Raw genomic sequence first — 22,771 nt, forward strand, 5'->3', positions numbered from 1 at the left:
AATGACTTATTTAAAAAAAACTTTTGCCACTTTCGCCGCAGCTTTTCCAATGTGGGCAATGGCACATCCCGGTCATGAACAACACAATAGTTTTTTGACGGGCTTTATTCATCCTTTTACTGGAATTGATCACCTCACGATGGCAATCGCTTTTGGTGTACTGCTGTGGTCGGCGGTTAATCGTTGGAAAGTAGGCGGATTGCTGGGTTTAGTTGTTGCCATGATTGCAGGTTTTAGCCTTGGGCAATTGCATATGGTTTCTACGAATATTGCTGAATACGGCATCGTTTTCTCCTTGTCTGTTCTTGCCATTGCACTATGGACCAAAGCCAATCGACTGTTTGCCGTTGCGACCATGGTTTTAGCAAGTTTTCATGGCATGGCGCATGGTGCTGAATTGAGTCATTCAGGTCATGTGATCGGTTTAGTCTTCGGCATGGTTGTTGCTATGTCTTGCATCTACGCAGGTGGATTAGGGTTAGGTGCTTTGGTACAAAAATATGTGCCACATGGTAAGAAAATTGTCGGTGGAATTGCCGCCGTTGTTGCATTGATTGGTTTGGCTTAATGTTTTTCAGGTCATTTTGATGAACAAATTTCAGCACACCAGATTATTGGTATTCATCACGCAGAGGAAGCATGCAGGATTTAACTGTCAGTCGAACGCATGATACTCAATTATGGTTTGCCAAGTTGGAACTCGGTTTTCAGGCTCAAAAAGAGCCTGAATGCACGGTGTTACATCACCGCAAACATTATGGTCCTGTGCGGGTACAAAAAATGCTTTGGCCTGAAAAAACAGGAGTGTGCCATGCCATTATTGTACATCCCCCTGCGGGTATTGCGGGTGGCGATCACCTAACTTTTGATATGTCTGTCGACGCGCAGGCACATGCCTTAGTGACTACCCCGGGCGCAGGTAAATGGTACAAAACCAATGGTAAAAAGGCTTATCAGCATATCAATATAAGTTTGAATGCTGATGCTATTTTTGAATGGCTGCCGCAAGAAACCATGCTGTTTAATGGTGCGAATGCGCATTCAGAAACCATCATCCATTTGGATCAGGCAGCCAGTTTTATTGGTTGGGACATGTTGGTCATTGGTCGCCAAGCACGTGAAGAGCAATTTAGTGATGGTGCCTATATCAACCAGTTCAAACTGTTTCGTAATCAGACTTTGTTGGTGGCCGATACCTTAAGTTTTAAGGGAAATGACCGTTGGTTAAGTTCATGCCTAGGCATGCATGGTCAATCTGTGATGGGAAGTTTCTGGGCCGTTCCACCTACTCAATATCGTGCCAGTCTAGATTTAGAACAGCATCTGGATTTAATTCGTGAACTGATGATGCGTATGGATGTATCTGTCACCTTAACGGTTTTGGATGATGTGATTTGTGCGCGCTATTTGGGGAGCGATGTTCGGCAATGTCACGATGCCTTTGCTGCCATCAGAGCTAGATTAAGACGCTATTGGTACGGTCTGGATGAAGAATTTCCACGTATTTGGAGAACTTAAAGTCATTTTAGCCTGTAATTTCAAGACCAAATGACACAATGTAATTTTGGTCATGCACGGCTTATGAGCGAACATCTCCACGTTTAAATAGGTAAAAGATATGGAATTAAATCCAACAGAAAAAGACAAGCTTTTAATTTTTACCGCGGGCTTGGTTGCAGAGCGCCGTAAAGCACGTGGTTTAAAGCTGAATTATCCTGAAGCGATTGCGTATATTTCTGCTGCCTTGTTGGAAGGCGCACGTGATGGCATGAGCGTAAGCGAGCTGATGCATTACGGCACGACTTTACTGAGCCGCAATGATGTGATGGATGGCATTGCAGAAATGATTGTTGAAGTCCAAGTTGAAGCAACCTTTCCAGATGGTTCAAAACTGGTGACCGTACATCAACCGATTATGTAAAGAATAATAAGGAATAAAGATGATTCCAGGTGAAGTAATTACGCCAGATCGCGATATTGAGTTAAATGTTGGACGTGAAACCCTAAAAATAACGGTTGCGAATGCTGGGGATCGACCGATTCAAATTGGTTCACATTTTCACTTTTATGAAGCTAACGATGCTTTGCAATTTGAGCGCGAGCGTGCCAAAGGCTACCGTTTGAATATTGCAGCAGGCACCGCAGTACGTTTTGAGCCAGGTCAGAGCCGAGATGTCGAGTTGGTGGCACTAGCTGGAAAGCGTGAAGTGTATGGCTTTGCGGGTCGAGTGATGGGGAAATTGGACTAAGTCGGGCCATCAAAATTTTTTAAGAATTTAGAGTAATCTATGATGAAAATGTCACGTCGTGCATATGCGGAAATGTTCGGACCAACCGTAGGGGATCGTGTTCGTTTGGCGGATACGGAACTGTTTATTGAAGTCGAACAAGACCTGACCACTTATGGTGAAGAAGTGAAATTCGGTGGCGGTAAAGTCATTCGAGACGGCATGGGGCAGTCCCAATTATTGGCAGATGATGTTGCCGATACCGTCATTACCAATGCGCTCATTGTCGATTGGTGGGGCATTGTGAAAGCCGATGTTGGCTTAAAGAATGGTCGTATCTGGAAAATTGGCAAGGCAGGGAATCCCGATATACAACCCAATATTACCATTCCGTTGGGAGCTGCCACGGAAGTGATTGCGGGGGAAGGTCAAATTCTTACCGCAGGTGGCATCGACACACATATTCACTGGATTTGCCCGCAACAAGTGGAAACTGCACTGATGTCAGGTACAACCACCATGATTGGTGGCGGAACAGGTCCAGCCGCGGGAACATCCGCGACCACGGTTACACCGGGACCATGGCATATTGCGACCATGTTGCAAGCCATCGATGATTTACCCATGAATATTGGGCTATTAGGCAAAGGAAATTTGAGTTTGCCTGATCCTGTCCGTGAGCAGATTGAAGCAGGCGTCGTGGGTTTAAAACTGCATGAAGACTGGGGTTCAACACCTGCTGCCATCGATAACTGTTTAACAGTTGCCGATGAATACGATGTTCAGGTTGCTATTCATACCGATACTTTAAATGAAAGTGGTTTCTTGGAAGAAACGCTGGCGGCATTTAAGCAACGCACCATTCACACCTATCATACCGAAGGTGCAGGTGGTGGACATGCCCCCGATATTTTGAAAGCCATTGGTCAAGCCAATGTGTTGCCATCTTCGACCAATCCCACCCGTCCTTATACCGTCAATACCATTGATGAGCATTTGGACATGCTGATGGTATGTCATCATTTAGATCCTGCGATTTCAGAAGATGTTGCGTTTGCCGAAAGCCGAATTCGCCGTGAAACCATTGCCGCGGAAGATATTTTGCAGGATTTGGGTGCGATTTCCATGATGTCGTCCGATTCACAGGCAATGGGGCGTGTGGGCGAAGTGATTATTCGCACATGGCAAACGGCACATAAAATGAAAGTGCAGCGTGGACCATTAGAAGGTGATACGCCACATACCGATAATCAGCGGGTTAAACGTTACATTGCGAAATATACAATTAATCCAGCGATTACCCACGGATTAAGTCATGAAGTCGGCTCGGTCGAAGAAGGCAAGCTGGCAGACTTGGTGCTGTGGAAACCTGCATTTTTTGGTGTTAAACCTGCCATGATTATTAAAGGCGGTATGATTGCAGCAGCGCCAATGGGTGACATCAATGCGTCCATTCCAACACCACAGCCTGTGCACTACCGTCCCATGTTTGGCGCAAATGCGCGTGGTGTACATAACACCTGTATTACCTTCTTGTCGCAGGCTGGAATTAATAATGGTGTAGCGGAAAAATTAGGTCTGAAGAAAATTATTTCTGCATGTAAAAACACGCGTAATATTTCAAAAGCCGATATGAAGCACAACACCTATACACCAGTGATGGAAGTTGATCCAGAAATTTACGAAGTACGGGCAGATGGTGTGCATTTGACTTGTGAACCCGCAGCAGTATTGCCCATGGCACAACGTTATTTCTTGTTTTAAAAATAGCGGATTGTGTTGATGTTTTAAAAAAGCCCACCTAGTTAGGTGGGCTTTTTATCATGCCTCCTTAACACAGGCTAAGGAGGCATTGAAAGCAGGGAGTTATTAGAAATGAACCACTGAGCGGATGGATTTGCCTTCATGCATCAAATCAAATGCTTCATTAATTTTGTCTAAGCCCATGGTGTGCGTTACGAAAGGTTCTAATTGAATATCACCTTTCATGGCATCTTCGACCATGCCTGGAAGTTGAGAACGACCTTTTACGCCACCAAAAGCAGTTCCCATCCATTTACGACCAGTCACCAATTGGAACGGGCGAGTAGAGATTTCTTGACCTGCACCAGCAACACCAATGATCACAGACTGTCCCCAACCACGGTGTGCACATTCTAAAGCAGAACGCATAACATTCACGTTGCCAATACATTCAAAAGAGTGGTCAACACCCCAACCTGTCATTTCGACAATCACTTGTTGAATCGGCTTGTCAAAATCTTTTGGATTTAAGAAATCTGTTGCACCAAACTCTTCAGCCAATTTGAATTTATCAGGATTCATATCAACCACGATAATGCGACTTGCTTTAGCTTGACGCGCACCTTGTACAACGGCAAGACCAATACCACCTAAACCAAAGACGGCAACAGTATCGCCTTCCTGTACTTTAGCGGTGTTGTGGACTGCACCAATACCAGTCGTTACGCCACAACCGAGTAAACATACATGTTCAGGGTTTGCATCTGGATTAATTTTGGCTAAAGAAACTTCAGCAACTACCGTATATTCACTAAAGGTTGAACAGCCCATATAATGGTAAATCGGTTCGCCATTATAAGAAAAACGAGTCGTACCATCTGGCATAACCCCTTTACCTTGTGTTGCACGCACTGCGACACAAAGATTGGTTTTACCAGATTTACAGAATAAACATTCGCCACATTCCGCTGTATAAAGAGGGATTACGTGATCGCCAGGTTGAACGCTGGTTACACCTTCACCCACTTCAACCACAATCCCTGCACCTTCATGACCTAAGACTGCAGGGAAAACACCTTCCGGGTCATCACCCGATAAAGTAAAGGCATCTGTATGGCAAACGCCTGTGTGGGTAATTTTGACCAAAACTTCACCTTTTTGTGGTGGAGCCACGTCAATTTCAACAATTTGGAGGGGTTGTCCTGCTGCGAAGGCGACCGCTGCACGTGATTTCATATGATTTTTCCTTATAGAACTATTTTAAGTACGATTTGAGAATTTTGGCTATATCCACAAATTCATCTTTTCTTTCTTGTTCAGTTGAATCACCTGTGACAAGAGTATCTTTTAAATGAACTTCTAACATTTCATTCATTAAGCCATTGATGGCGCCACGCACTGAACAGATTTGCTGAAGTATGGCACCACAATCTGCATTTTCTTCTAATGCATTTTCAATGGCTTGGGTTTGACCCTTAATGCGACGAACACGCAGCAGGATCCTTTTTTTATCTTCAATTTGATTGGGCATAGGCATGTTCTTTTAGGTTTTATAGCATAGTACCCTATAGTATGCTTGAGAGCAATAAAGCTAAACTTTGATCTGGTAAAAAGATGGATTTTTATTCGGATTACTGGCGCAGAGTTGCGGCGGATAAACTTGAAAATATGCAGAGTACTGCGAGAAGCAGGCAGATTTAGTTTAGATTGTTTTTAAATTATAGAAGGTGTATTTGAAACCTAGAGGAAAAGTATCATAAAAGAATGGGAAATAATAATGTCAGTAACGCTTTTAGATTAACTTTATTAAATAATTGATTTATAATATTTTATATTAAAAATAAAACCATGTTGAATATACACAAATCTAAATTTTCCATAATGTAGTTCAACGCTTCAAATGATAAAAAAATCTAATCTTAAATTGGTTTTATAAAAATCTATCTCTCCTAGCTTGAACAGCTTTTTAGAGTGAAAAATTTCATGTTTGTATTCTAACATTTCAAATTTTAGCCCATCACTTTCAGGATTTCAGCTTTAGGGCAGTGAGATTTTTTTCGTAGTCATGCCATCCAGAAATCATGATTCTGCTGGTTAAATTTTGAGTGATTTTATACAGAAAAATGCCATTTATTAGGAGGGGATAATGTTGTGAATGGTGATGCAAGTCACATGTTTTGAACGGTGAGTCTGAGTCACCATAGCACGTTGCAATCGAGTTTGCTCCCTAAATAAGACTGAAAACCATGTCTTAAAAAAGTGCATGTGAAAAAAATATAGAAAAATATAATTAAAAAATACATGTTAAAAATGAGGTTTTAATTTCGCTTAAATTTTTATATTACTGTTTTATATGTGGATAATAATTAAAAAACTATTTTTGTGCTGTTTTAAACCCATGCTTGCACCAAAATAAAACCATTAAATTATGTTTGACAATTCAAATAAATTGACGCATTTTTGTTGCATAAGAAAGACGCATCTAAGCGATAAAAGGTGTAGTAGTGAAAAATATTGTGTATGAAAAAATGGCTCTGGGTAGCGGTGCTCTCAGAGTGATGTTGAAGGATACAATCAACATAAAAGGATATAAAACTGTGGGTGGTAGTGCGGCGTTGCTGGATACACAACCTGCGAAAGAACATGCCGATATTGTGAATCATATTTTAAATCATGATTGCCAGATTACGGGTAAAACCAATTTACATGAGCTGGCTTTCGGTACTACAGGTATTAATCACTTTACAGGCACAGCGACCAATCCTAAATACCCTGAGTTAATTCCGGGTGGTTCTTCCAGTGGTTCGGCTGCAGCCGTTGCAGCTAATCTGGTGGATTTTTCTGTTGGTACGGATACAGGCGGTTCAATCCGTATGCCAGCAGCCTGTTGTGGAATTTATGGATTAAAACCAACCTTTGGCCGCGTTAGTCGTCAAGGAGTGCTGCCAGAAAGTACGAGTTTGGATTGCGTTGGGCCGTTTGCTGCAAGCCTGAACGCATTGACGCAAGCCATGGCAATTATTGATCCGACTTTTCAATACGAGCTAGCTCAGAAAGATCAAATTCAATCCTTGCGACTGGCGGTGTTGGATGTCGAGGCGAAGCCTGAAATTTGGCAGACCGTAAACGCATTTTTAGCACAAGCGGGCTTTTCAAATCCTGCACAGGTCAAGTTGTCTTATTTTTCTGATGCTTACCGCGCGGGAATGCAGGTCATTAATTATGAAACTTGGCAAGCATTTGGTCATTTGGTTGCTTCGGGCAAAGTTGGACAGGATGTGGCAAACCGACTGCTCAATGCCGCTAAAACCACACTGGATGAAGTCGAATTAGCCAATCAGGTGCGTCAAAGCTTTACCCAAGAAATTGACCAATTACTGAATGAATATGATGTTTTGGTGCTACCAACACTGCTACAAACTCCACCTAAAGTCGCTGATGCTGAAGATACTACGGCATTTCTAAATATGACTGCGCTTATTCGCCCATTTAATTTATCGGGGCATCCTGCAATCACTTTGCCACTTGAAACTCAAGCGGGGCTACCGGCGGGTGTTCAATTGGTGGGGCAACATGGTGCTGATGAAAAACTGTGTGCGATTGCCGCTTATTTAATGGATTTAGTGCAATCAAAACAACAAGGAGAAAAAGAATGAATGGTCTATCTGCAATTAGCTTAAGCAATCAAGTGAATGATGAAGTCGAGCTTGAAACCTTATGTCAGGAAATTCGTGAGCGAGCATTAACGGGTGAGTTTGATGATCAGGCTTATGTTTCACTCGATATTATCGAAAAGCTAAAAAAACTTGGAGTTTATCGTGCTTTGGTTCCTGCTCGTTTTGGCGGAGATGAATGCTCGCCGCGCGAGTTTTGTGAGCTGATTGAAAAACTTTCTATGGCAGATGGGTCTGTGGGTTGGGTTGCAAGTTTTGGGATGAGTCCTGCTTATTTGGCAGGATTACCAGAGTCTACACTGGCGCAGATTTACCAAGATAGCCCTGATGTGGTGTTTGCGGGCGGTATTTTCCCACCGCAACCCGCCGAAATTACACCTGAAGGCTTGCGTGTTAAAGGTCGTTGGAAATTTTCAAGTGGTTGTATGGGAGCAGACATCATTGGTGTGGGGATTACACCAAGCCAAGGTAAGGAAACAAAGGGTTTGCCACGTATGGCAGTCATTCCAGCCGATCAAGTTCAGATTGATATGACATGGGATACGGTTGGCTTAAAAGGTACAGGTAGTCATGACCTTTTGGTGAATGATGTGCTGGTGCGTGAAGACTGGACCTTTGTGCGTGGTGAAGCATCAAAGCTTCCTGAGCCATTTTTTAAATACCCATCGCTTTCTTTTGCGACACAAGTGTTGACGGTGGTTGGGATTGGTGTTGCAGCAGCAGCCTTAGAAGAATTTAAAAAACTTGCACCGGGCAAGGCGTCTATTACGGGTGGCTCTGAAATTGCCAACCGACCTGTAACGCAATATGAATTTGCTCAAGCCGAAGCCGAATTTCTCTCTGCAAAAAACTGGTTCTACCAAACCATGGATGCAGTATGGGATGAGATTCAAAAGGGTCAACAGCCGACAGTCGAACAAATTAGCCATGTGCGTTTAGCGTGTACGCATGCAGCGCGTGTTTCTGCTCGAGTCGCAAGAAAAATGCAGATGTTGGCAGGAATGACGGCAATTTATACCAACAACGTCTTCAGCCGTTTTGTGAATGACACCAACGTGGTAACCCAGCATGCCTTTATGGGGGATGCAACCTTATTAAACGCAGGTTCTGTGAGTTTTGGTTTGCCACCAACGCCAGGCTACTTATAAGCACATTTTATTATTTTTATAGATTACAAAGAGGTGATTTTAAATGGAAGCTAAAAAAACTTTACGTGTCCTATTCTGCATGGGTATTAACCAGAATTTTTTTGATGCAACGCCAGAAGAAGCAAAAGCAGTTTGGGCGGCCTTTGGTGAGATGTGGAACGGTATTCATGATCTGCCAGGCGTACATGTTTTTGGCAATTTAGATGATGACCAAAGCATGGTCGGACCAAGTTCAGGTTGGCCGTGGACCACGTATCTTTTAGCGGATGTACCTAACATTGAAACCGTGCATGCCGCGTGCAATTTATTGCGTACAACCGTGGTTGGTGAAGGTCCATTTAAATTATGGAAATACTGCAAGATTGAAGCACGTGTTGGGCGTGAATTGATTATTCAACGTTAAGTCGAAACGGGGCAGCACATATGGAGCAAATACTTTTTCGATTACAGCAGCTTGAAGCAGTGAATGCGGTACGTAATGTGCTGAATCGTTACATGGAAATTTGTGATGCACTGGATGCCCACACAGACATCAACGCATTGATGTCGTTGTTTGATGAGCAGGCAGTTTGGGAGGGTGTTGGCAAGCGTTATCAAGCGTCATTTGGACGTTATGAGGGGCGAGCAGCCATTCAGGCCATGTTTGAAAGCTATACCCAAAAAGATTCGCACTTTGTGATGAATGCGCATTTTGTGAATTCCGAGCAGATTGAGGTCAATGCAGATCACGCAACGGGACGTTGGTTAATGCTACAGACCTCAAGCTTTCAGGATGGTCGGGCGCATCTGAATGCGGCAAAGCTCTCTATCCAATTTAAACAACAAGCGGATGGTCAGTGGGCAATGAAGCATTTTCAAACGGAAAATATCTTTAGCCGCCCCATCTCTCATTGGGAAAGTGAAGCCATTCTGCCAGTACCGACAGCACACAACGAAGCACAATAAATTTTAGAGTAAATAATTATGAACAGTTTAATTCCAATGACACAAGTCGACGTGGATTACGAAAGTATTGTACAGCACGACCGCGCACATACCTCTTTATACAAAGATGAGCGCATCTTTGATGAAGAAATGGAAAAGATTTTCTATAGCACTTGGGTGTGGGTTGCACATGCCAGTGAAATTCCAGAAGCAGGTAGTTATAAAACCATGAATATTGGTAAACAACCTGTGGTTGCGGTGCGTGACCGTAAGAAAAAAGTACATGTACTACTGAACCGTTGCCGCCACCGTGCTGCGACTGTGTGTGAACATAAAAAAGGTAAAACCAACAGTTTTGTCTGTCCATATCACGGCTGGAGTTATGCGCTTGATGGCACATTACGTGGCGTACCTTCACCTGAAAGCTATGGCGAATGTTTAGATAAATCAGAATTGCCGTTGGTGAGCTTACGTGTCGAAGAATATAACGGCATGATTTTCGCGTCATTCAATCATGATGTAGAGCCTTTAGAGCAATTCCTTGGACCAGCGAAAAAGTGGATTGATTTATTCATGAAGCAGGGTGCGGGCTATCCAGTCAAAGTCTTGGGTGAACACCGCTTTACCTTCCCGGGTAACTGGAAAATCCAGTTGGAAAACACCACGGATGCCTACCATTTCCCATTGGTGCATAAGTCGTTCTTAAGTTCGGTGGATGAGAAAACCGAAGAGTTATTCAACTTTGAAAATCAGCCAGGTTTTGTTGAAGATTTGGGTAATGGTCACAGTGTGATGGTGATGATTCCTGAACTGGTCGATTTAGATGAAGAATTGATGGAGCGTCCGATTCAGGAGCGTTTTGAAGATTTAGCCCAAGCACTGCGTGACGAAGGACATGCTGAACTTGAAGTGCGTCGTATTGTGCGTGCTGTGGGTGGCTCTGGTTTTAACTTGAACCTGTTCCCGAATATTGCCTGCTCAATGGCATTCTTCCGCGTGATGCAGCCAATTTCAGTCGATAAGACGGAAATTCACCATTCAGTGATTACCATGGATGGTGGTCCGCAAATCGCCAACCAATACCGTTTACGTTTACATGAACATTTCCAAGGTCCGTTTGGTTTTGGTACGCCAGATGATGCTGAAGCATGGGAACGTGTGCAAAAAGGTGCTGCCGCAGGTGAAGACCTTTGGATCATGTTGAACCGTGGCTTGCCAGGTGAAGTAAAAACTGAAGATGGTTTGAAAAGTGATGTGAGTGCTGAAACAGGGATGCGTGCAGCCTATCAGCAATGGAAAAAGTTGATGACGGCTTAAGGGGAACAACATGAAAATTGATTTGAACTTATTAAATGAAGTGACTGCTTTTATTTGGGCAGAAGCCGATATGTTGGATCACTCTGAGCATGATGCTTGGCTGAATCTTTGGAATGAAAAAGGAGTGTATATCATTCCCATCGACCCAAGCCTGACCGATTACGAAAACAATTTGAACTATGCCTATGACGACCATCACATGCGCAAAATGCGTGTAGCGCGTCTAGAAAATGGTGAAGCGATTTCAACCTCACCCAAGGCAAATACCGTTCGCAGCATTTCACGTGTGCGTATTTTAAAAGATGAAGAAGGTGAAATCGTTTTACGTTGTGCACAAAACCTGCGTGAATTCCGTAAAGAGAACCTGAAACACTATACCGCAGATGTGACTTATCACTTAAACCGTGATGCGGATGCTGGTTTTAAAATTAATCGTAAAATCATTAACTTGATTAACTCTACCGATACCTTGGCGGGTATTAGTTACATTCTATAGGAGCACCAACATGCAACAGGTTGTATTAGTGACAGGTGCTGCATCAGGTTTGGGTAACGTGATTGCTGAGTATTTTGCCAGTCAAGGTCATCAGGTGATTTTATCTGCCAGTACTTTGGAGAAAGCCGAGAAAGCTCAAGCGCAGAGTCAATATGCTGAGCAGATGTTCCCTGTGAAATTGAATATTTCGGTTGAAGCAGACTTTCATGCAGTGGTGCAGTGGATTGAGCAAAAGTTTTACAAACTGGATGTGTTAATCAATAACGCCACTGTCACTAAGGCAACCCCAGTATTGGAGATTACGGCTGCGGACTTTGACTGGATTACCCAAGTTAACCAGCGTGGTACCTTCCAGTCTTGTCAGATTATTGGTCAGTATATGGCGCAAAGAGGCTATGGGCGCATTATCAATATGGCGTCGTTGGCAGGACAAAATGGTGGTACGGCAACGGGTGCACATTATGCAGCGAGCAAAGGTGCCATTGTGACCTTAACCAAAATCTTCGCCAAAGAATTTGCAGCAAAAGGTGTAACGGTCAATGCAGTTGCACCGGGTCCAATGGAGTCTCCGATTGTGCATAGCGTAGTCCCTGACGAAAAAATGGAACAGTTTATTCAAAATATCCCCGTCAAGGCTTTAGGCAGTATGTCATTTATTGCGGAAACCTGCGGCTTGCTGGCAAGTCCCAATGCGGGATTCGTGACAGGTGCGACATGGGATATTAATGGTGGTTTATTCATGCGCTAAGTCATGGGCTTAGAGGGTGAGAAGGAGAATAAAACAATGACTACACTTTATGATGTTGTCGTGAAAAACCGCCATGTAGAAGGTGGAAATATTGCAGTCATGGAATTTGAGTCGGTAACTTCAACCCAGTTGCCGCAAGTCGAGCCAGGTGCGCATATTGATGTGCATTTACCGAATGGCATGGTTCGCCAATACTCACTTTGCCAAAATCCAAATCAAGTCGGTAAGTTCCGACTCGGGATTTTAAGAGATGCAGAATCACGTGGTGGTTCAATCTCGGCCTTTGATGATATTCAAGATGGCATGCAGATTCAGGTCAGTGCACCGAAAAACCTGTTTCCATTGTACCCCGCGAAACATACGGTACTGATTGGTGGCGGTATTGGTATTACACCGTTGCTGACCATGGCGTACCAGTTGTTGCAGGATGGAGAATCTTTTGAATTGCATTATTGCGGTAAAAGTGCAGCCAGCAGTGCCTTTGTCGATGAACTTAAACAGGGTGAATTGGCAGCATTTACGCATTTTCATTTTAAAGATGAAGGCGCAAATCATCGGGCGTTTTTTGAAGAAAGTTTCACGCAAGTCGAACCTGCAACCCATGTGTATACCTGCGGACCCAATGGTTTTATGGATTGGGTGATTAATCTTGCAAAGTCACACAATTTACCCGATACGCAGATTCATAAAGAATACTTTCAAGTCGAAACCGACTTAACGGGCGATAGTTTTGAAGTTGTTGCTCAGCGTAGCGGTAAAATTATTATGGTCAATGCTGAAGAAACCATTCTGACTGCATTGGCGCGTGAAGGCATAAAAATTGAAATGTCTTGCGAACAAGGGGTGTGTGGCACCTGTATGTGCGATGTGATTGAGGGTGAGCCTGATCATCGCGATGTGTATTTCACGGATGAAGAGAAAGCTGATAACGAGCAAATACTGGTTTGTTGTTCGCGTTCAAAATCACCGCGTTTAGTGTTGGATATATAGAGTCTTTCATGATTTGAGACGTATTTGATAGCTAAATGCTATAGGAGAGAATGATGAACTCATTACAAAAAATAAATGATGTAAAAGTTGACCCATTACAATTTCGACGTGCTTTAGGGAATTTCGCAACGGGTGTGACCATTGTGACTGCGCAAAATGCGCAAGGTGAAAAAGTGGGAGTCACTGCGAATAGCTTTAATTCAGTATCCTTAGATCCACCCTTAATTTTGTGGAGTATTGACAAGAAGTCTTCCAGTTTTCCTGTGTTTGAACAGGCAACGCATTTTGCAGTCAATATTTTATCTGGCTCGCAAATTGATTTGTCGAATAAGTTTTCTCGCCGCAATATTGATAAATTTGAGGGAACCAATTATCAGGAAGGTGAAGGTGCGAGCTTATTGCTAGAAAACTGTTCTGCGATATTTGAATGTGAACGTCATCAAGTCATTGAAGGTGGTGATCACTGGATCATTATTGGCAAGGTTGTGAATTTCCATGATCAGGGTCGTAGCCCATTGGTCTATCATCAGGGGGCGTACTCCAGCGTTATTCCACATCCAAGTTTGACGCTAAAACAGAACCTTGATCAATCTGAACTAGACTCAATTCATCATGGACATTTATACAGCAATGCCTGCTACTTGATGAGTCGTGCATTTAAGAGTTACCAAACGGATTATTTACCCAAGCAACTTGCTTCGGGATTCCGCACCAGCGAAGCACGTTTGCTGTTGGTTTTAGCCAGTGGAACGGCTTCTTCTAAAGAGGATTTGCCGCGAGATATCGCTATGCCAATGCAAGAAGTAGAGCGTGCGGCGGCTATGCTGGCCTCACAGAAACTACTCAATGATCAGGGGGAATTTTTCGAGTTGACAGAAAAGGGTCGACAAACAGCGCATTATTTATTTGAAATTGCAGACAGTCATCAGAATGAGGTATTTGACCAATATTCTGAGCAAGAAAAAGAAGTCTTTATTAAAATTTTGAGAGATTTGGCAGGTATTTAATTAACTGCATCTCAATTATTATTTTAAAATAAATAAACTTATTTTCTATGCATCATTTTTAAGTGGATAAAATGATGCATAGAATTAATGTATTATTATTTTATATCTTTATAAATGGATTTTTTAGGTGTGGACATAATGTTGTTCAGCATGGGAATAAAAAATTCTAAAGGAAGCGTTTCCATGTCTTGATTAAAAGCGGGTGAGTCATATTTAAAACAAAATTCAGCTGTATATTCATAATAAGGATGATCTTTATATTTTTCACATTGATAACGGTCTAAACCAATGTGATGGAAAAAATAATATCCTTGAAAAATACCATGGTGTTTTAGCATCCAGTAATTTTTTTTCACTAATAAATGGCTCTAAAAGTGTGGCTGCGAGATCGGCATGATTATAACAAGCCAGTGTATCGCCAATATCATGTAATAGCGCGCAGACAATATATTCTTCATCGCGACCATCTTGGTAAGCGAGGGTAGCTGTTTGTAAACAATGGGTTAGGCGGTCGACTGGAAATCCTCCGTGATCATCTTTTAGAAGTAGAAGATGGTCAATCACTCTTTGCACGTGTCCTTTTTTAAACTCATTAAAATGCTGAGCGATAATTTCAAAGTCAGTTTTTTCACTATGCATAATATTGGTGAAATTGGCTTTTGTTGCTTTGTTCATGGCTTTCCTTAAATGATTGATTATTTATTTTTAATAAGCAAATATTATTCCATATTTAGAGTTGTTTAATTTGGTGCACTTTAAAAAATAATCCCCCTATGTTTGAAACAAAATATTTCAAAAAAAATCAAATTGTTTGACATTTCAATATAAATGTAGGATTTTTATAGGGCTGAAAGTGGATTGAAAAACGAACAGTGAGTTTTGTGCACCATTAGGGTGTATCTATTGTTATAACTGTGATTGCAGCATTGTTGTGTGTGATTTTGGTGCAATCTACAACTTTGACAATTCAATTAAATAAATGGATATTTTGGTTAAGTCGTGATGATTTAATCTTTGCTATTAGAAAGGGATGGTTATGGTATTTAAAGTTAAACCTAAGGTTTCATTTAATAAAATCAGCTTATTATGCATGCTTGGTTTGGTCGGGGATGGAAATGCATATGCAGACTTTATAGATGATTATAAAGGCTCAATCTATCTAAGAAACTTTTATGTAGAACGTGATTTTGAAAATCCTGCATCTTCAGATATTGGGAGTTGGTCACAAGCTGCAACACTTCGCTTAGAATCGGGCTATACCGATACAGCACTTAAAGTGGGTGTGGATGTCTTGGGTCAATATGCAGTGCGCTTGAATGATATGCATGCAGATCTACCAGACAGTATCTTGCCTTATGATTATTCTAAAGGTGAACAGGAACGTTCGTACGGAAAGGCTGGGGCAACCTTAAAGCTTAAATATAACAACTCGGAATTTAAAGTGGGTACGCTTGAACCGAAACTGCCAGTTATATTCTTTGATGATTCTCGTCAGCTCACCACGATTTTTTCTGGGGCATTATTTCAGTCTAAAGACATTAAAGATTTAGTGTTTACTGCGGGATTTATCAATCGTATCAATGCGCGTAATGATGACGAATATGAAAAATTGAGTCTATTTACGGGGAGTGCGGTCAATAAGTATGAAAGTGATGGTTTGGGCTTTGTTGGCTTGGACTATAGCTTTACGCCTTCGGTTTCTGGTTCATATTGGTATGGTCAGTTGCTTGATATTTATCAACAACATTATGCCAACTTGGCTTATAGCACCAAAGTGGGTGATACCAAAGTCCGTCTGGATGGGCGTTACTTTAATAACTCGGAATCTGGTAAAGCTTTGTATGGTGATATAGATAACCAATCTTATGGCTTTATGACCACCATCAATACAGGGAATCATACGCTAGCGACGGGTGTGCGTAAGAATGATGGTAAGAGTACGTTTCCAACAATTTCTGGTTATGTGCCACAACCATTCTTGCATGCATGGTCGTTACTGGGGTTTGTGAAACCTGAAGAACTGACTTGGCACGTACTTTATAGCTACGACTTTAAGGGCTGGGGAGTACCTGGTTTGTCCACTACATTGCGTTACTTACATGGTAGTGACATTTACCGTGCGGGCTATAGCGACAATACGGAAATTGAACGCAGTGCTGTACTGAAGTATGTAGTGCCTGAGGGAATGTTTAAAAACTTTGGTTTGGAATACATTCATTACGATACCGACACAAAATATGGAACTGGCTATGCAAGGGGGAATTCATTTGATGAAGATCGCGTAATTGCGAGTTATACCTATAAATTCTAAGTGCTGTTGTAATTAAACTCAGGTGTATGTGTATTGTTTGATACACATACATTTTTAATTTCTATGAAGTGTGTTTTTGCAAGTAAAAGTGTAAAGAATAAAAATTATAAAATTTGAGCTTATGCATTTTTCTATGTCTGATGGTTATTTGATGTCGTAAACCAAGTGCTTTTGATGATGGAGATTGATCATGATTCAGTTCCGAGATAATGACATTACGCAATGGTCGTCTCATATCCAACAAGTGTGCGGAAATTTTGATGCCAGTTTTAATAGTCTCCAAAGTCTGTTTATAGGAGAAATTCAAGCCTATCAGTTGGGTCAAACTGAAATTGCCTTCATTAAAAGCAATGCGAACTATATTGTGCGTAACGCAGATTCACCCGATCGAGCCTCGCATCACTTGTGCTTTTTGGTGTTGCAATCTTCGGGGAAAATGCAGATGAACTATAAGGGGAGTCGAATTCTTCTTAATGAGGGTGATATGATTTTACTTGACCCAAGTGAAAAGATTGAAATGTATTCGCAAGGCTTGTTCTCTCATATATCGGTGCATCTTGATCGGGAAAAACTGGCACAAGCGAACATTCATGAGGGTTACTTCGGTAAGCTCATCACTAAAAACATGAGTAGTTTTTTATTAAAAAATATTATGCAGAACCTCTCTGTTGAAAATATTCAGTTGTGGTATGCCGAAGAAGATGGCAATGCATTTGAGGATGCTTTGATTGCTTTACTTAGACCAACTATCTTCTATAAAAAGAATCGTTTAACTCAGGAAAGTCTGAAAGATCGAGCTGAACGATACATTATTGAACATTTAACAAAGCCTGAATTAACCCCCAAAAAAATTGCGGATGCTTTAGGGGTTTCATTGCGGCATTTATATCGCCTATTTAGTGAAGAACAGCTTTCACTGAATAAATATATCCAGCAAAAACGTCTAGAGCGCGTCAAAGTAGACTTGCTTGACGAATGCTTTAGGCAAACTTCGATTACAGATTTAGCACTGAAATGGGGGTTTGGGGACAGTGCACATTTCTCTAAAATTTTCAAAAAAGCCTATGGGATTTCCCCAAAGCAATGTCGCCAAACGGCTTAGCCTAATTGATTCGATGTCACAAATAGACATTCGCATGTCTTGCATAAACAAGAATACAAAACTGATTCCGTGTTGAATGAAGTTAATCTTTATTCATGTGGGTTAGCAGAATGTTAAAACAAAACTATGATTATATTGTTATTGGGGCAGGCACAGCAGGATGTGTGGTTGCAACGCGTTTATTGGAAGCTAAAGCTGGAACTGTCTTGTTATTAGAAGCTGGCGATAAGGACAATAGTGTTTTCCATAAAATTCCAGCCACAGTGGTCAAAGTCTTTCAACAGAAATCATGGCCCTATATGACGGTTCCTCAGCCACATTGTAATGATCGTGAAATGATCTTGGCTCAAGGCAAAGTGATGGGTGGCGGCAGCTCAGTAAACGGGATGATTTATACACGTGGTCAGCCAGAGGATTATGACCGTTGGGCTCAAGATTGGGGCTGTGCGGGATGGGCTTATGAAGATGTCTTACCGTATTTCGTAAGAGCCGAAAATAACGAAAGTTTAAATAATGCTTATCATGGGCAGGGTGGGCATCTTTCGGTCAGTGAAAATCGTTATCGTCATCCACTAACGCAGGCATTTGTGCGTGCTGGGCAGCAAATGGGTCTGAATTACGTCAATGATTTTAATGGTAAATCACAGGTAGGTATCGGGTTTTATCAAACCACGACTAAAAATGGCGAGCGTGCCAGTACATCGCAAACCTACTTGAAATCGATTGCGGACAATCCGAATCTGACTGTGGTGACTCAAGCCTTGGTGCATAAAATTGAGATTCAAAACTCTGTGGCTGAAGGAGTCAGTTTTAGTGTTGCAGATCAAGCCGTTCAAAGCATTCGGGCAAACAAGGAAGTTATTGTATGTGCAGGTGCAATTGGTAGTCCGAAAGTGCTTATGCTTTCGGGTATTGGTCCTAAAGCACAGCTAGAGACGCATCAGATTCCTTGTGTGTTAGATCTCCCAGTGGGTGAAAATTTTCATGATCATCTGCATGTGTCGATTAACGCCACCATTAAAGAACCCACCAGCATTATTGAGGAAGATAAAGGACTGAAATCGATTAAGCATGGTTTGCAGTGGTTGTTTACCCGATCAGGTTTATTAACCTCGAATATTTTGGAAGGTGCGGGCTTTGTAGATTCGCAGAATCAGGGCAGTGCCGATGTGCAGTTCATGTTCTTGCCTGTACTTGATAATTTTGACAATACGCCAGGTGAAAAAGCGGCAACACTTGAGCATGGTATTACCATTAAAACCTGTCATCTTCAGCCTAAAGCGCGCGGTCGCATTACGTTACGCAGTCGTAATCCGAAGGATTTTCCAATACTTGATCCAAACTATTTGGGAGATCAACAGGATATTGATGGGCAAATACGTGCAGTACAGGCAGGTCTGAAAATGTTGCAGCAACCTGCACTTAAAGCCCTGATTCAAGATGTGATTGAGCCTGCAAATATAGCGATAGAGGATACGGAAGGATTACATCGTTGGCTCAAGCAGAATATCAAAACGGTCTATCACCCTGTCGGAACTTGCCGTATGGGAACATCCCCTCAAGATTCGGTCACCGATCTAAATTTGAAAGTACATGGCATGCAAAATCTACGCGTCATAGATTGTTCTATTTGCCCACAAGTGCCGAGTGCAAATACCAATGCAGTAGCAGTCATGATTGGTGAGCGCGGTGCGGCTTTTATTCTCTCTGCGCAAAAGCAGCCGATTAAACTTAAACAGTCAGAACCAGTTTTAGTCTAAGCCACAGAATAAAAATCGAGTATATCAATGAATATGAAAATTATGAGTCAAGTACAGGTCTTGCCAGCAGTCACAGCATTTTTACAACGTGATCATGGGCATTTTATCAATGGGAAAATGATTCAGGCGGATGGTCAAACGAGAATCGACGTTGTGAACCCAGCAACTGAAGCTGTGATTAGCCAGATTAGTCTGGGCAATCATATTGATGTCGATAAAGCGGTCACTAGTGCGCATCAGGCGTTCAAAACTTCATGGGCGGTAACTACCCCTTATGAAAGAGGACAAAAACTTTTAAAACTGGCTGACTTGATGGAGCAGTATGGCGAAGAATTAGCGCAGCTTGAGAGTCTAAGTACAGGAAAACTCATCAATTTGGCACGTCATTTGGAAGTGCAGCAATCCGTGATTTTTATGCGCTATTTTGCAGGCTGGGCAACCAAAATTACGGGGAAAACCATGCAACCTTCGCTGCCTTCAATGCAGGGTGAATTGTATACAGCCTTTACCTTTAGACAGCCTGTGGGAGTGGTTGCAGGGATTGTGCCGTGGAATTTTTCGCTCATGATTGGGGTGTGGAAATTGGCATCGGCTTTATGCACAGGCTGTACGATTGTGCTGAAGCCCAGTGAGTTTGCCAGTTTATCGTTGCTGCGACTGGCTGAATTAAGTGTAGAGGCTGGAATACCTGAGGGCGTCATCAATGTTGTGACGGGGGATGGTACAACGGGGCAATGTCTGATCGAATCACCTTTAGTTAAAAAGGTGTCCTTTACAGGTTCTGTGCCGACGGGGATTGCAATTGGCAAGTTGGCGATGAGCAGTGATTTGACGCGGGTGAGTCTGGAGCTTGGTGGGAAAAATGCACTGGCGATTTTTGAAGATACCAATATTGATGAAATTTTACCTAGATTGCTGATGGCGACATTTGTGCATCAAGGGCAAGTCTGTGCGGCCCCTGAAAAGTTTTTTGTGCATGCGTCTAAATATGAGGAGTTGGTGACGAAACTTGCTGGAGCATTACGAGGCATGAACATTGGCGCTGCGATGGATGAAAGCAGTGCTTTTGGACCTTTATCAAATCTACCTCATTTGAATAAGGTGAAAAATTATCTGGAGCTGGTCAAACAGCGTCATCATATTATTGTGGGTGGAGGAGTCTGTGATCGGCTTGGTTATTATGTCGAACCGACTTTGCTGGCTGTGAATGATACAGAAGATCCTTTGTTGAATGAGGAATGTTTTGGTCCTGTGATTTGTGTCATTCCGTTTGAAAATGAAGATACACTGGTCGAACAAATGAATCATGCTCGCTTTGGTTTAACTGCAAGTTTATGGACCAATAATTTGTCCCGAGCGTTACGCCTGATTCCAAAACTGGAGGTGGGAACCGTTTGGATTAATATGCATACTTTTCTTGATCCTGCTGTGCCTTTTGGTGGTGTACGCGCTTCAGGTATGGGGCGAGAATTTGCTGATGAATTTATTGCAGACTACACCGAGACCAAATCTGTGATGATGTGCTATTAAATTTGAATGTTGAAAAGTCTTAGATCGGTAGTCATTCGTTTAGGCATTTATTTTTAAGCCGCTCTATTTTAGAGCGGTTTTTGCGTTTGTAAGTTTAATTTGCTCAGTGCTTATACCTGTAGGTGGGATTGTTCATTCAAAGTTCAGCCTAAAACAAGCGTTGTTATCGGTCAGGAATGAATAACTGAAATGCCGTCGTTCGAAATGCTGGAGGGGAATTGTAAATCTTTTTTTAGAGGCACAAAAACGCCTATTTTGATTCTAGTCTGGGTTCAGGCTGGCTATATGTTTCTTATACCTCAATTTTTTCCTTTCAATGAATTTTATGCAGTAGAAATGTCTAAATAAATAGGCGTTCAGATTGGGGCTTTTTTATTGAAAAGTGAATTAATGTGGTGCAAAAAGTGTTAGAAATTTCTAATTTATTTTTGGTGTTTTTTTGATTATGTGTTAGTTTAAATTAATGATAAATAAAATTAAAAACTTAAGTTTGTTGTGTCTAAGTGGCATGAAAGCTGCTTAGTTAAAGGGAGTAATATCTTAGATATTTCAATAAAAATATATCTAAGATGAAATCGATAAGGAGAAAGGTTTAAATGAAATTCACTCAACTTGCTGTTTTAAGTTCAATCATCGCTGCAGGCATTTCTAGCGCCTATGCAGATATCAAAGTTGGTGTGGTGACTTCATCGAGTGGTCCAGTCGCAATGGTTGGGATTCCACAAAAAAATACCATTGCGTTACTGCCTAAAACGCTCGGTGGCGAGAAGGTTCAATATATTTCGATTGATGACGCCAGTGATCCTACTGCTTCAGTCAAGGCAATCAATAAATTGATTAAAGAGAACAATGTGGATGCGATTATTGGTCCTTCTGGTTCTCCAAATGCCATGGCAGTGATTGGAACAATTGCCAAAGCAGGCGTGCCTTTACTTGCACCTGTCGGGACTTCAGCGGTTGTATTGCCAATGAATGAGCAAAAAAAATGGGTATTTAAAACCACCCAGAATGATGATGTGATTGCCCAGGCACTTGTTGAAGATATGGTGAAACGCAAAATCAAAACGCTAGGCTTTATTGGTACAGCAGATCCGTATGGCGATAACTGGGGCAAGGTAATTGCCTCGTTGGCAGCCAAGAATGGTATTAAAGTGATTGCCAAAGAAAGCTTTCAACGACAAGACACGTCTTTGACGGGTCAAGCCTTGAAGTTAATTGCCACCAAACCACAAGCGATTTTAGTGGCTGCGCCAGGCAGTTCAGCCGTACCACCACAAACTGCCTTATATGATCGCGGATATCGAGGTCAGATGTATCAAACTCATGGTGCGGCTTTAGACCAGTTCCTAAAAATGGGTGGCAATAAGGTCAATAACACCATTCTTGCCGCAAGTTTAATGTTGGTGATTAACGAAATTCCGAACAGCAATGTGTCGAAACCAATCGCCTTAAAATACATGAATAGCTACAAGAAAATGTACGAGGAATATCCTGCAACATTTGGTGCCAATGTTTATGATGCAGGGCTACTTTTGGAAAAAGCCGCTCCTGTAGCCTTAAAGAAGGCGAAGCCGGGAACAGCACAATTCCGTCAAGAGTTGCGTACAGCTTTGGAGCAAACCAAAGAATTAGCAGGGACACAGGGTGTGTATAACATGACCCCATCAGATCACAGCGGTTTTGATAAACGTGGTCGGGTCATGATTACGGTTAAAAATGGTAAATGGACGTTGCTGAAATAATTTAAGTAGCACCTTTCTTCACTTATTCATCTAGATTTTTTAGAGATTAAT

Annotated in this window: 22 protein-coding genes; 19 read left to right on the top strand and 3 right to left on the bottom strand. The window is 42.0% G+C overall.

Annotated features, from left to right (window positions below; translation table 11 throughout):
* Position 1: 1 nt before the first annotated feature.
* From ACWQ4X_RS06240 to ureC, 5 genes are all read left to right on the top strand, one after another.
* Positions 2–568 (top strand): HupE/UreJ family protein, encoded by a 567-nt coding sequence (locus ACWQ4X_RS06240; RefSeq protein ID WP_457903094.1) that lies wholly within the window; start codon positions 2–4, stop codon positions 566–568.
* 71 nt (positions 569–639) lie between these two features.
* Positions 640–1,518, top strand: coding sequence for an urease accessory protein UreD (locus tag ACWQ4X_RS06245; protein ID WP_457903095.1), 879 nt, complete (start codon positions 640–642; stop codon positions 1,516–1,518).
* A 100-nt stretch (positions 1,519–1,618) separates the two neighbouring features.
* Positions 1,619–1,921 (top strand): urease subunit gamma, encoded by a 303-nt coding sequence (gene ureA / locus ACWQ4X_RS06250; protein WP_000422459.1) that lies wholly within the window; start codon positions 1,619–1,621, stop codon positions 1,919–1,921.
* A 19-nt stretch (positions 1,922–1,940) separates the two neighbouring features.
* The gene (locus ACWQ4X_RS06255; RefSeq protein ID WP_005244909.1) at positions 1,941–2,249 is read left to right on the top strand and encodes an urease subunit beta; all 309 of its coding nucleotides are present in this window, start codon (positions 1,941–1,943) and stop codon (positions 2,247–2,249) included.
* A gap of 42 nt (positions 2,250–2,291) precedes the next feature.
* Positions 2,292–3,992, top strand: coding sequence for an urease subunit alpha (gene ureC, locus ACWQ4X_RS06260; RefSeq protein WP_457903112.1), 1,701 nt, complete (start codon positions 2,292–2,294; stop codon positions 3,990–3,992).
* A 105-nt stretch (positions 3,993–4,097) separates the two neighbouring features.
* On the opposite strand, the gene ACWQ4X_RS06265 is transcribed toward ureC, so the two are convergent.
* Together ACWQ4X_RS06265 and ACWQ4X_RS06270 are read right to left on the bottom strand one after the other, a co-directional pair.
* Positions 4,098–5,207 (bottom strand): S-(hydroxymethyl)glutathione dehydrogenase/class III alcohol dehydrogenase, encoded by a 1,110-nt coding sequence (locus ACWQ4X_RS06265; protein ID WP_109429099.1) that lies wholly within the window; start codon positions 5,205–5,207, stop codon positions 4,098–4,100.
* A gap of 19 nt (positions 5,208–5,226) precedes the next feature.
* A complete protein-coding gene (locus ACWQ4X_RS06270) occupies positions 5,227–5,502 on the bottom strand; it encodes a metal/formaldehyde-sensitive transcriptional repressor (RefSeq protein WP_142768511.1) in 276 nt (91 codons plus the stop codon).
* A gap of 997 nt (positions 5,503–6,499) precedes the next feature.
* Between ACWQ4X_RS06270 and ACWQ4X_RS06275 the strand changes: the two genes are divergently transcribed.
* From ACWQ4X_RS06275 to ACWQ4X_RS06315, 9 genes are read left to right on the top strand one after another with little or no spacing between them, the layout of a single operon-like run.
* Complete coding sequence (locus ACWQ4X_RS06275; RefSeq protein ID WP_457903113.1) at positions 6,500–7,627, top strand: amidase; 1,128 nt, start codon at positions 6,500–6,502, stop codon at positions 7,625–7,627.
* Positions 7,624–8,793, top strand: a complete 1,170-nt coding sequence (locus ACWQ4X_RS06280; RefSeq protein ID WP_457903096.1) for an acyl-CoA dehydrogenase family protein — start codon at positions 7,624–7,626, stop codon at positions 8,791–8,793. The genes ACWQ4X_RS06275 and ACWQ4X_RS06280 overlap by 4 nt, the downstream gene beginning before the upstream one ends.
* A 43-nt stretch (positions 8,794–8,836) precedes the next feature.
* Entirely contained in the window at positions 8,837–9,196 is a 360-nt protein-coding gene (locus ACWQ4X_RS06285; protein WP_032068777.1) for a hypothetical protein, read from the top strand.
* Between the two features lie 20 nt (positions 9,197–9,216).
* Positions 9,217–9,738, top strand: coding sequence for a nuclear transport factor 2 family protein (locus ACWQ4X_RS06290; RefSeq protein WP_457903097.1), 522 nt, complete (start codon positions 9,217–9,219; stop codon positions 9,736–9,738).
* 18 nt (positions 9,739–9,756) lie between these two features.
* Complete coding sequence (locus tag ACWQ4X_RS06295) at positions 9,757–11,034, top strand: aromatic ring-hydroxylating oxygenase subunit alpha (protein WP_457903098.1); 1,278 nt, start codon at positions 9,757–9,759, stop codon at positions 11,032–11,034.
* Between the two features lie 10 nt (positions 11,035–11,044).
* Positions 11,045–11,530: an aromatic-ring-hydroxylating dioxygenase subunit beta gene (locus tag ACWQ4X_RS06300; protein ID WP_457903099.1), complete on the top strand. Its 486-nt coding sequence runs from the start codon at positions 11,045–11,047 to the stop codon at positions 11,528–11,530.
* 10 nt (positions 11,531–11,540) lie between these two features.
* On the top strand, positions 11,541–12,278 hold the full coding sequence (locus ACWQ4X_RS06305) for an SDR family NAD(P)-dependent oxidoreductase (protein ID WP_457903100.1): 738 nt from the start codon (positions 11,541–11,543) through the stop codon (positions 12,276–12,278).
* 36 nt (positions 12,279–12,314) lie between these two features.
* Positions 12,315–13,268 carry a PDR/VanB family oxidoreductase gene (locus ACWQ4X_RS06310; RefSeq protein WP_457903101.1) on the top strand — a complete coding sequence of 318 codons (954 nt, stop codon included), beginning with the start codon at positions 12,315–12,317 and terminating at the stop codon, positions 13,266–13,268.
* A 50-nt stretch (positions 13,269–13,318) separates the two neighbouring features.
* Positions 13,319–14,275: a p-hydroxyphenylacetate 3-hydroxylase reductase component gene (locus ACWQ4X_RS06315; RefSeq protein WP_109428773.1), complete on the top strand. Its 957-nt coding sequence runs from the start codon at positions 13,319–13,321 to the stop codon at positions 14,273–14,275.
* A 264-nt stretch (positions 14,276–14,539) separates the two neighbouring features.
* Here the strand turns inward: ACWQ4X_RS06315 and ACWQ4X_RS06320 are convergent, their stop codons facing one another.
* Positions 14,540–14,950 (bottom strand): HD domain-containing protein, encoded by a 411-nt coding sequence (locus tag ACWQ4X_RS06320; RefSeq protein WP_457903102.1) that lies wholly within the window; start codon positions 14,948–14,950, stop codon positions 14,540–14,542.
* A 355-nt stretch (positions 14,951–15,305) separates the two neighbouring features.
* Here ACWQ4X_RS06320 and ACWQ4X_RS06325 point away from each other — a divergent pair, with 355 nt between their 5' ends.
* The 5 genes from ACWQ4X_RS06325 (at position 15,306) to ACWQ4X_RS06345 (ending at position 22,720) form a co-directional block, all read left to right on the top strand.
* Entirely contained in the window at positions 15,306–16,586 is a 1,281-nt protein-coding gene (locus tag ACWQ4X_RS06325; RefSeq protein WP_457903103.1) for an OprD family outer membrane porin, read from the top strand.
* A gap of 190 nt (positions 16,587–16,776) precedes the next feature.
* Positions 16,777–17,688 carry a transcriptional regulator FeaR gene (gene feaR / locus ACWQ4X_RS06330; RefSeq protein ID WP_457903104.1) on the top strand — a complete coding sequence of 304 codons (912 nt, stop codon included), beginning with the start codon at positions 16,777–16,779 and terminating at the stop codon, positions 17,686–17,688.
* A gap of 110 nt (positions 17,689–17,798) precedes the next feature.
* Positions 17,799–19,448, top strand: a complete 1,650-nt coding sequence (locus tag ACWQ4X_RS06335; RefSeq protein ID WP_457903105.1) for a GMC family oxidoreductase — start codon at positions 17,799–17,801, stop codon at positions 19,446–19,448.
* A gap of 42 nt (positions 19,449–19,490) precedes the next feature.
* Entirely contained in the window at positions 19,491–20,978 is a 1,488-nt protein-coding gene (locus ACWQ4X_RS06340) for an aldehyde dehydrogenase family protein (protein WP_457903114.1), read from the top strand.
* Between the two features lie 596 nt (positions 20,979–21,574).
* A complete protein-coding gene (locus ACWQ4X_RS06345) occupies positions 21,575–22,720 on the top strand; it encodes an ABC transporter substrate-binding protein (RefSeq protein WP_457903106.1) in 1,146 nt (381 codons plus the stop codon).
* Positions 22,721–22,771 lie beyond the last annotated feature (51 nt).

This window comes from Acinetobacter sp. NigerLNRRAM0016, assembly GCF_054112845.1.

What these genes read in the sequence shown, in the direction of transcription:
- ACWQ4X_RS06240 (WP_457903094.1), top strand. Translation starts at nt 2, where the DNA reads ATGACTTATTTAAAAAAAACTTTTGCCACTTTCGCCGCAGCTTTTCCA.
- ACWQ4X_RS06245 (WP_457903095.1), top strand. Translation starts at nt 640, where the DNA reads ATGCAGGATTTAACTGTCAGTCGAACGCATGATACTCAATTATGGTTT.
- ureA (WP_000422459.1), top strand. Translation starts at nt 1,619, where the DNA reads ATGGAATTAAATCCAACAGAAAAAGACAAGCTTTTAATTTTTACCGCG.
- ACWQ4X_RS06255 (WP_005244909.1), top strand. Translation starts at nt 1,941, where the DNA reads ATGATTCCAGGTGAAGTAATTACGCCAGATCGCGATATTGAGTTAAAT.
- ureC (WP_457903112.1), top strand. Translation starts at nt 2,292, where the DNA reads ATGAAAATGTCACGTCGTGCATATGCGGAAATGTTCGGACCAACCGTA.
- ACWQ4X_RS06265 (WP_109429099.1), bottom strand. Translation starts at nt 5,207, where the DNA reads ATGAAATCACGTGCAGCGGTCGCCTTCGCAGCAGGACAACCCCTCCAA.
- ACWQ4X_RS06270 (WP_142768511.1), bottom strand. Translation starts at nt 5,502, where the DNA reads ATGCCCAATCAAATTGAAGATAAAAAAAGGATCCTGCTGCGTGTTCGT.
- ACWQ4X_RS06275 (WP_457903113.1), top strand. Translation starts at nt 6,500, where the DNA reads ATGGCTCTGGGTAGCGGTGCTCTCAGAGTGATGTTGAAGGATACAATC.
- ACWQ4X_RS06280 (WP_457903096.1), top strand. Translation starts at nt 7,624, where the DNA reads ATGAATGGTCTATCTGCAATTAGCTTAAGCAATCAAGTGAATGATGAA.
- ACWQ4X_RS06285 (WP_032068777.1), top strand. Translation starts at nt 8,837, where the DNA reads ATGGAAGCTAAAAAAACTTTACGTGTCCTATTCTGCATGGGTATTAAC.
- ACWQ4X_RS06290 (WP_457903097.1), top strand. Translation starts at nt 9,217, where the DNA reads ATGGAGCAAATACTTTTTCGATTACAGCAGCTTGAAGCAGTGAATGCG.
- ACWQ4X_RS06295 (WP_457903098.1), top strand. Translation starts at nt 9,757, where the DNA reads ATGAACAGTTTAATTCCAATGACACAAGTCGACGTGGATTACGAAAGT.
- ACWQ4X_RS06300 (WP_457903099.1), top strand. Translation starts at nt 11,045, where the DNA reads ATGAAAATTGATTTGAACTTATTAAATGAAGTGACTGCTTTTATTTGG.
- ACWQ4X_RS06305 (WP_457903100.1), top strand. Translation starts at nt 11,541, where the DNA reads ATGCAACAGGTTGTATTAGTGACAGGTGCTGCATCAGGTTTGGGTAAC.
- ACWQ4X_RS06310 (WP_457903101.1), top strand. Translation starts at nt 12,315, where the DNA reads ATGACTACACTTTATGATGTTGTCGTGAAAAACCGCCATGTAGAAGGT.
- ACWQ4X_RS06315 (WP_109428773.1), top strand. Translation starts at nt 13,319, where the DNA reads ATGATGAACTCATTACAAAAAATAAATGATGTAAAAGTTGACCCATTA.
- ACWQ4X_RS06320 (WP_457903102.1), bottom strand. Translation starts at nt 14,950, where the DNA reads ATGAACAAAGCAACAAAAGCCAATTTCACCAATATTATGCATAGTGAA.
- ACWQ4X_RS06325 (WP_457903103.1), top strand. Translation starts at nt 15,306, where the DNA reads ATGGTTATGGTATTTAAAGTTAAACCTAAGGTTTCATTTAATAAAATC.
- feaR (WP_457903104.1), top strand. Translation starts at nt 16,777, where the DNA reads ATGATTCAGTTCCGAGATAATGACATTACGCAATGGTCGTCTCATATC.
- ACWQ4X_RS06335 (WP_457903105.1), top strand. Translation starts at nt 17,799, where the DNA reads ATGTTAAAACAAAACTATGATTATATTGTTATTGGGGCAGGCACAGCA.
- ACWQ4X_RS06340 (WP_457903114.1), top strand. Translation starts at nt 19,491, where the DNA reads ATGAGTCAAGTACAGGTCTTGCCAGCAGTCACAGCATTTTTACAACGT.
- ACWQ4X_RS06345 (WP_457903106.1), top strand. Translation starts at nt 21,575, where the DNA reads ATGAAATTCACTCAACTTGCTGTTTTAAGTTCAATCATCGCTGCAGGC.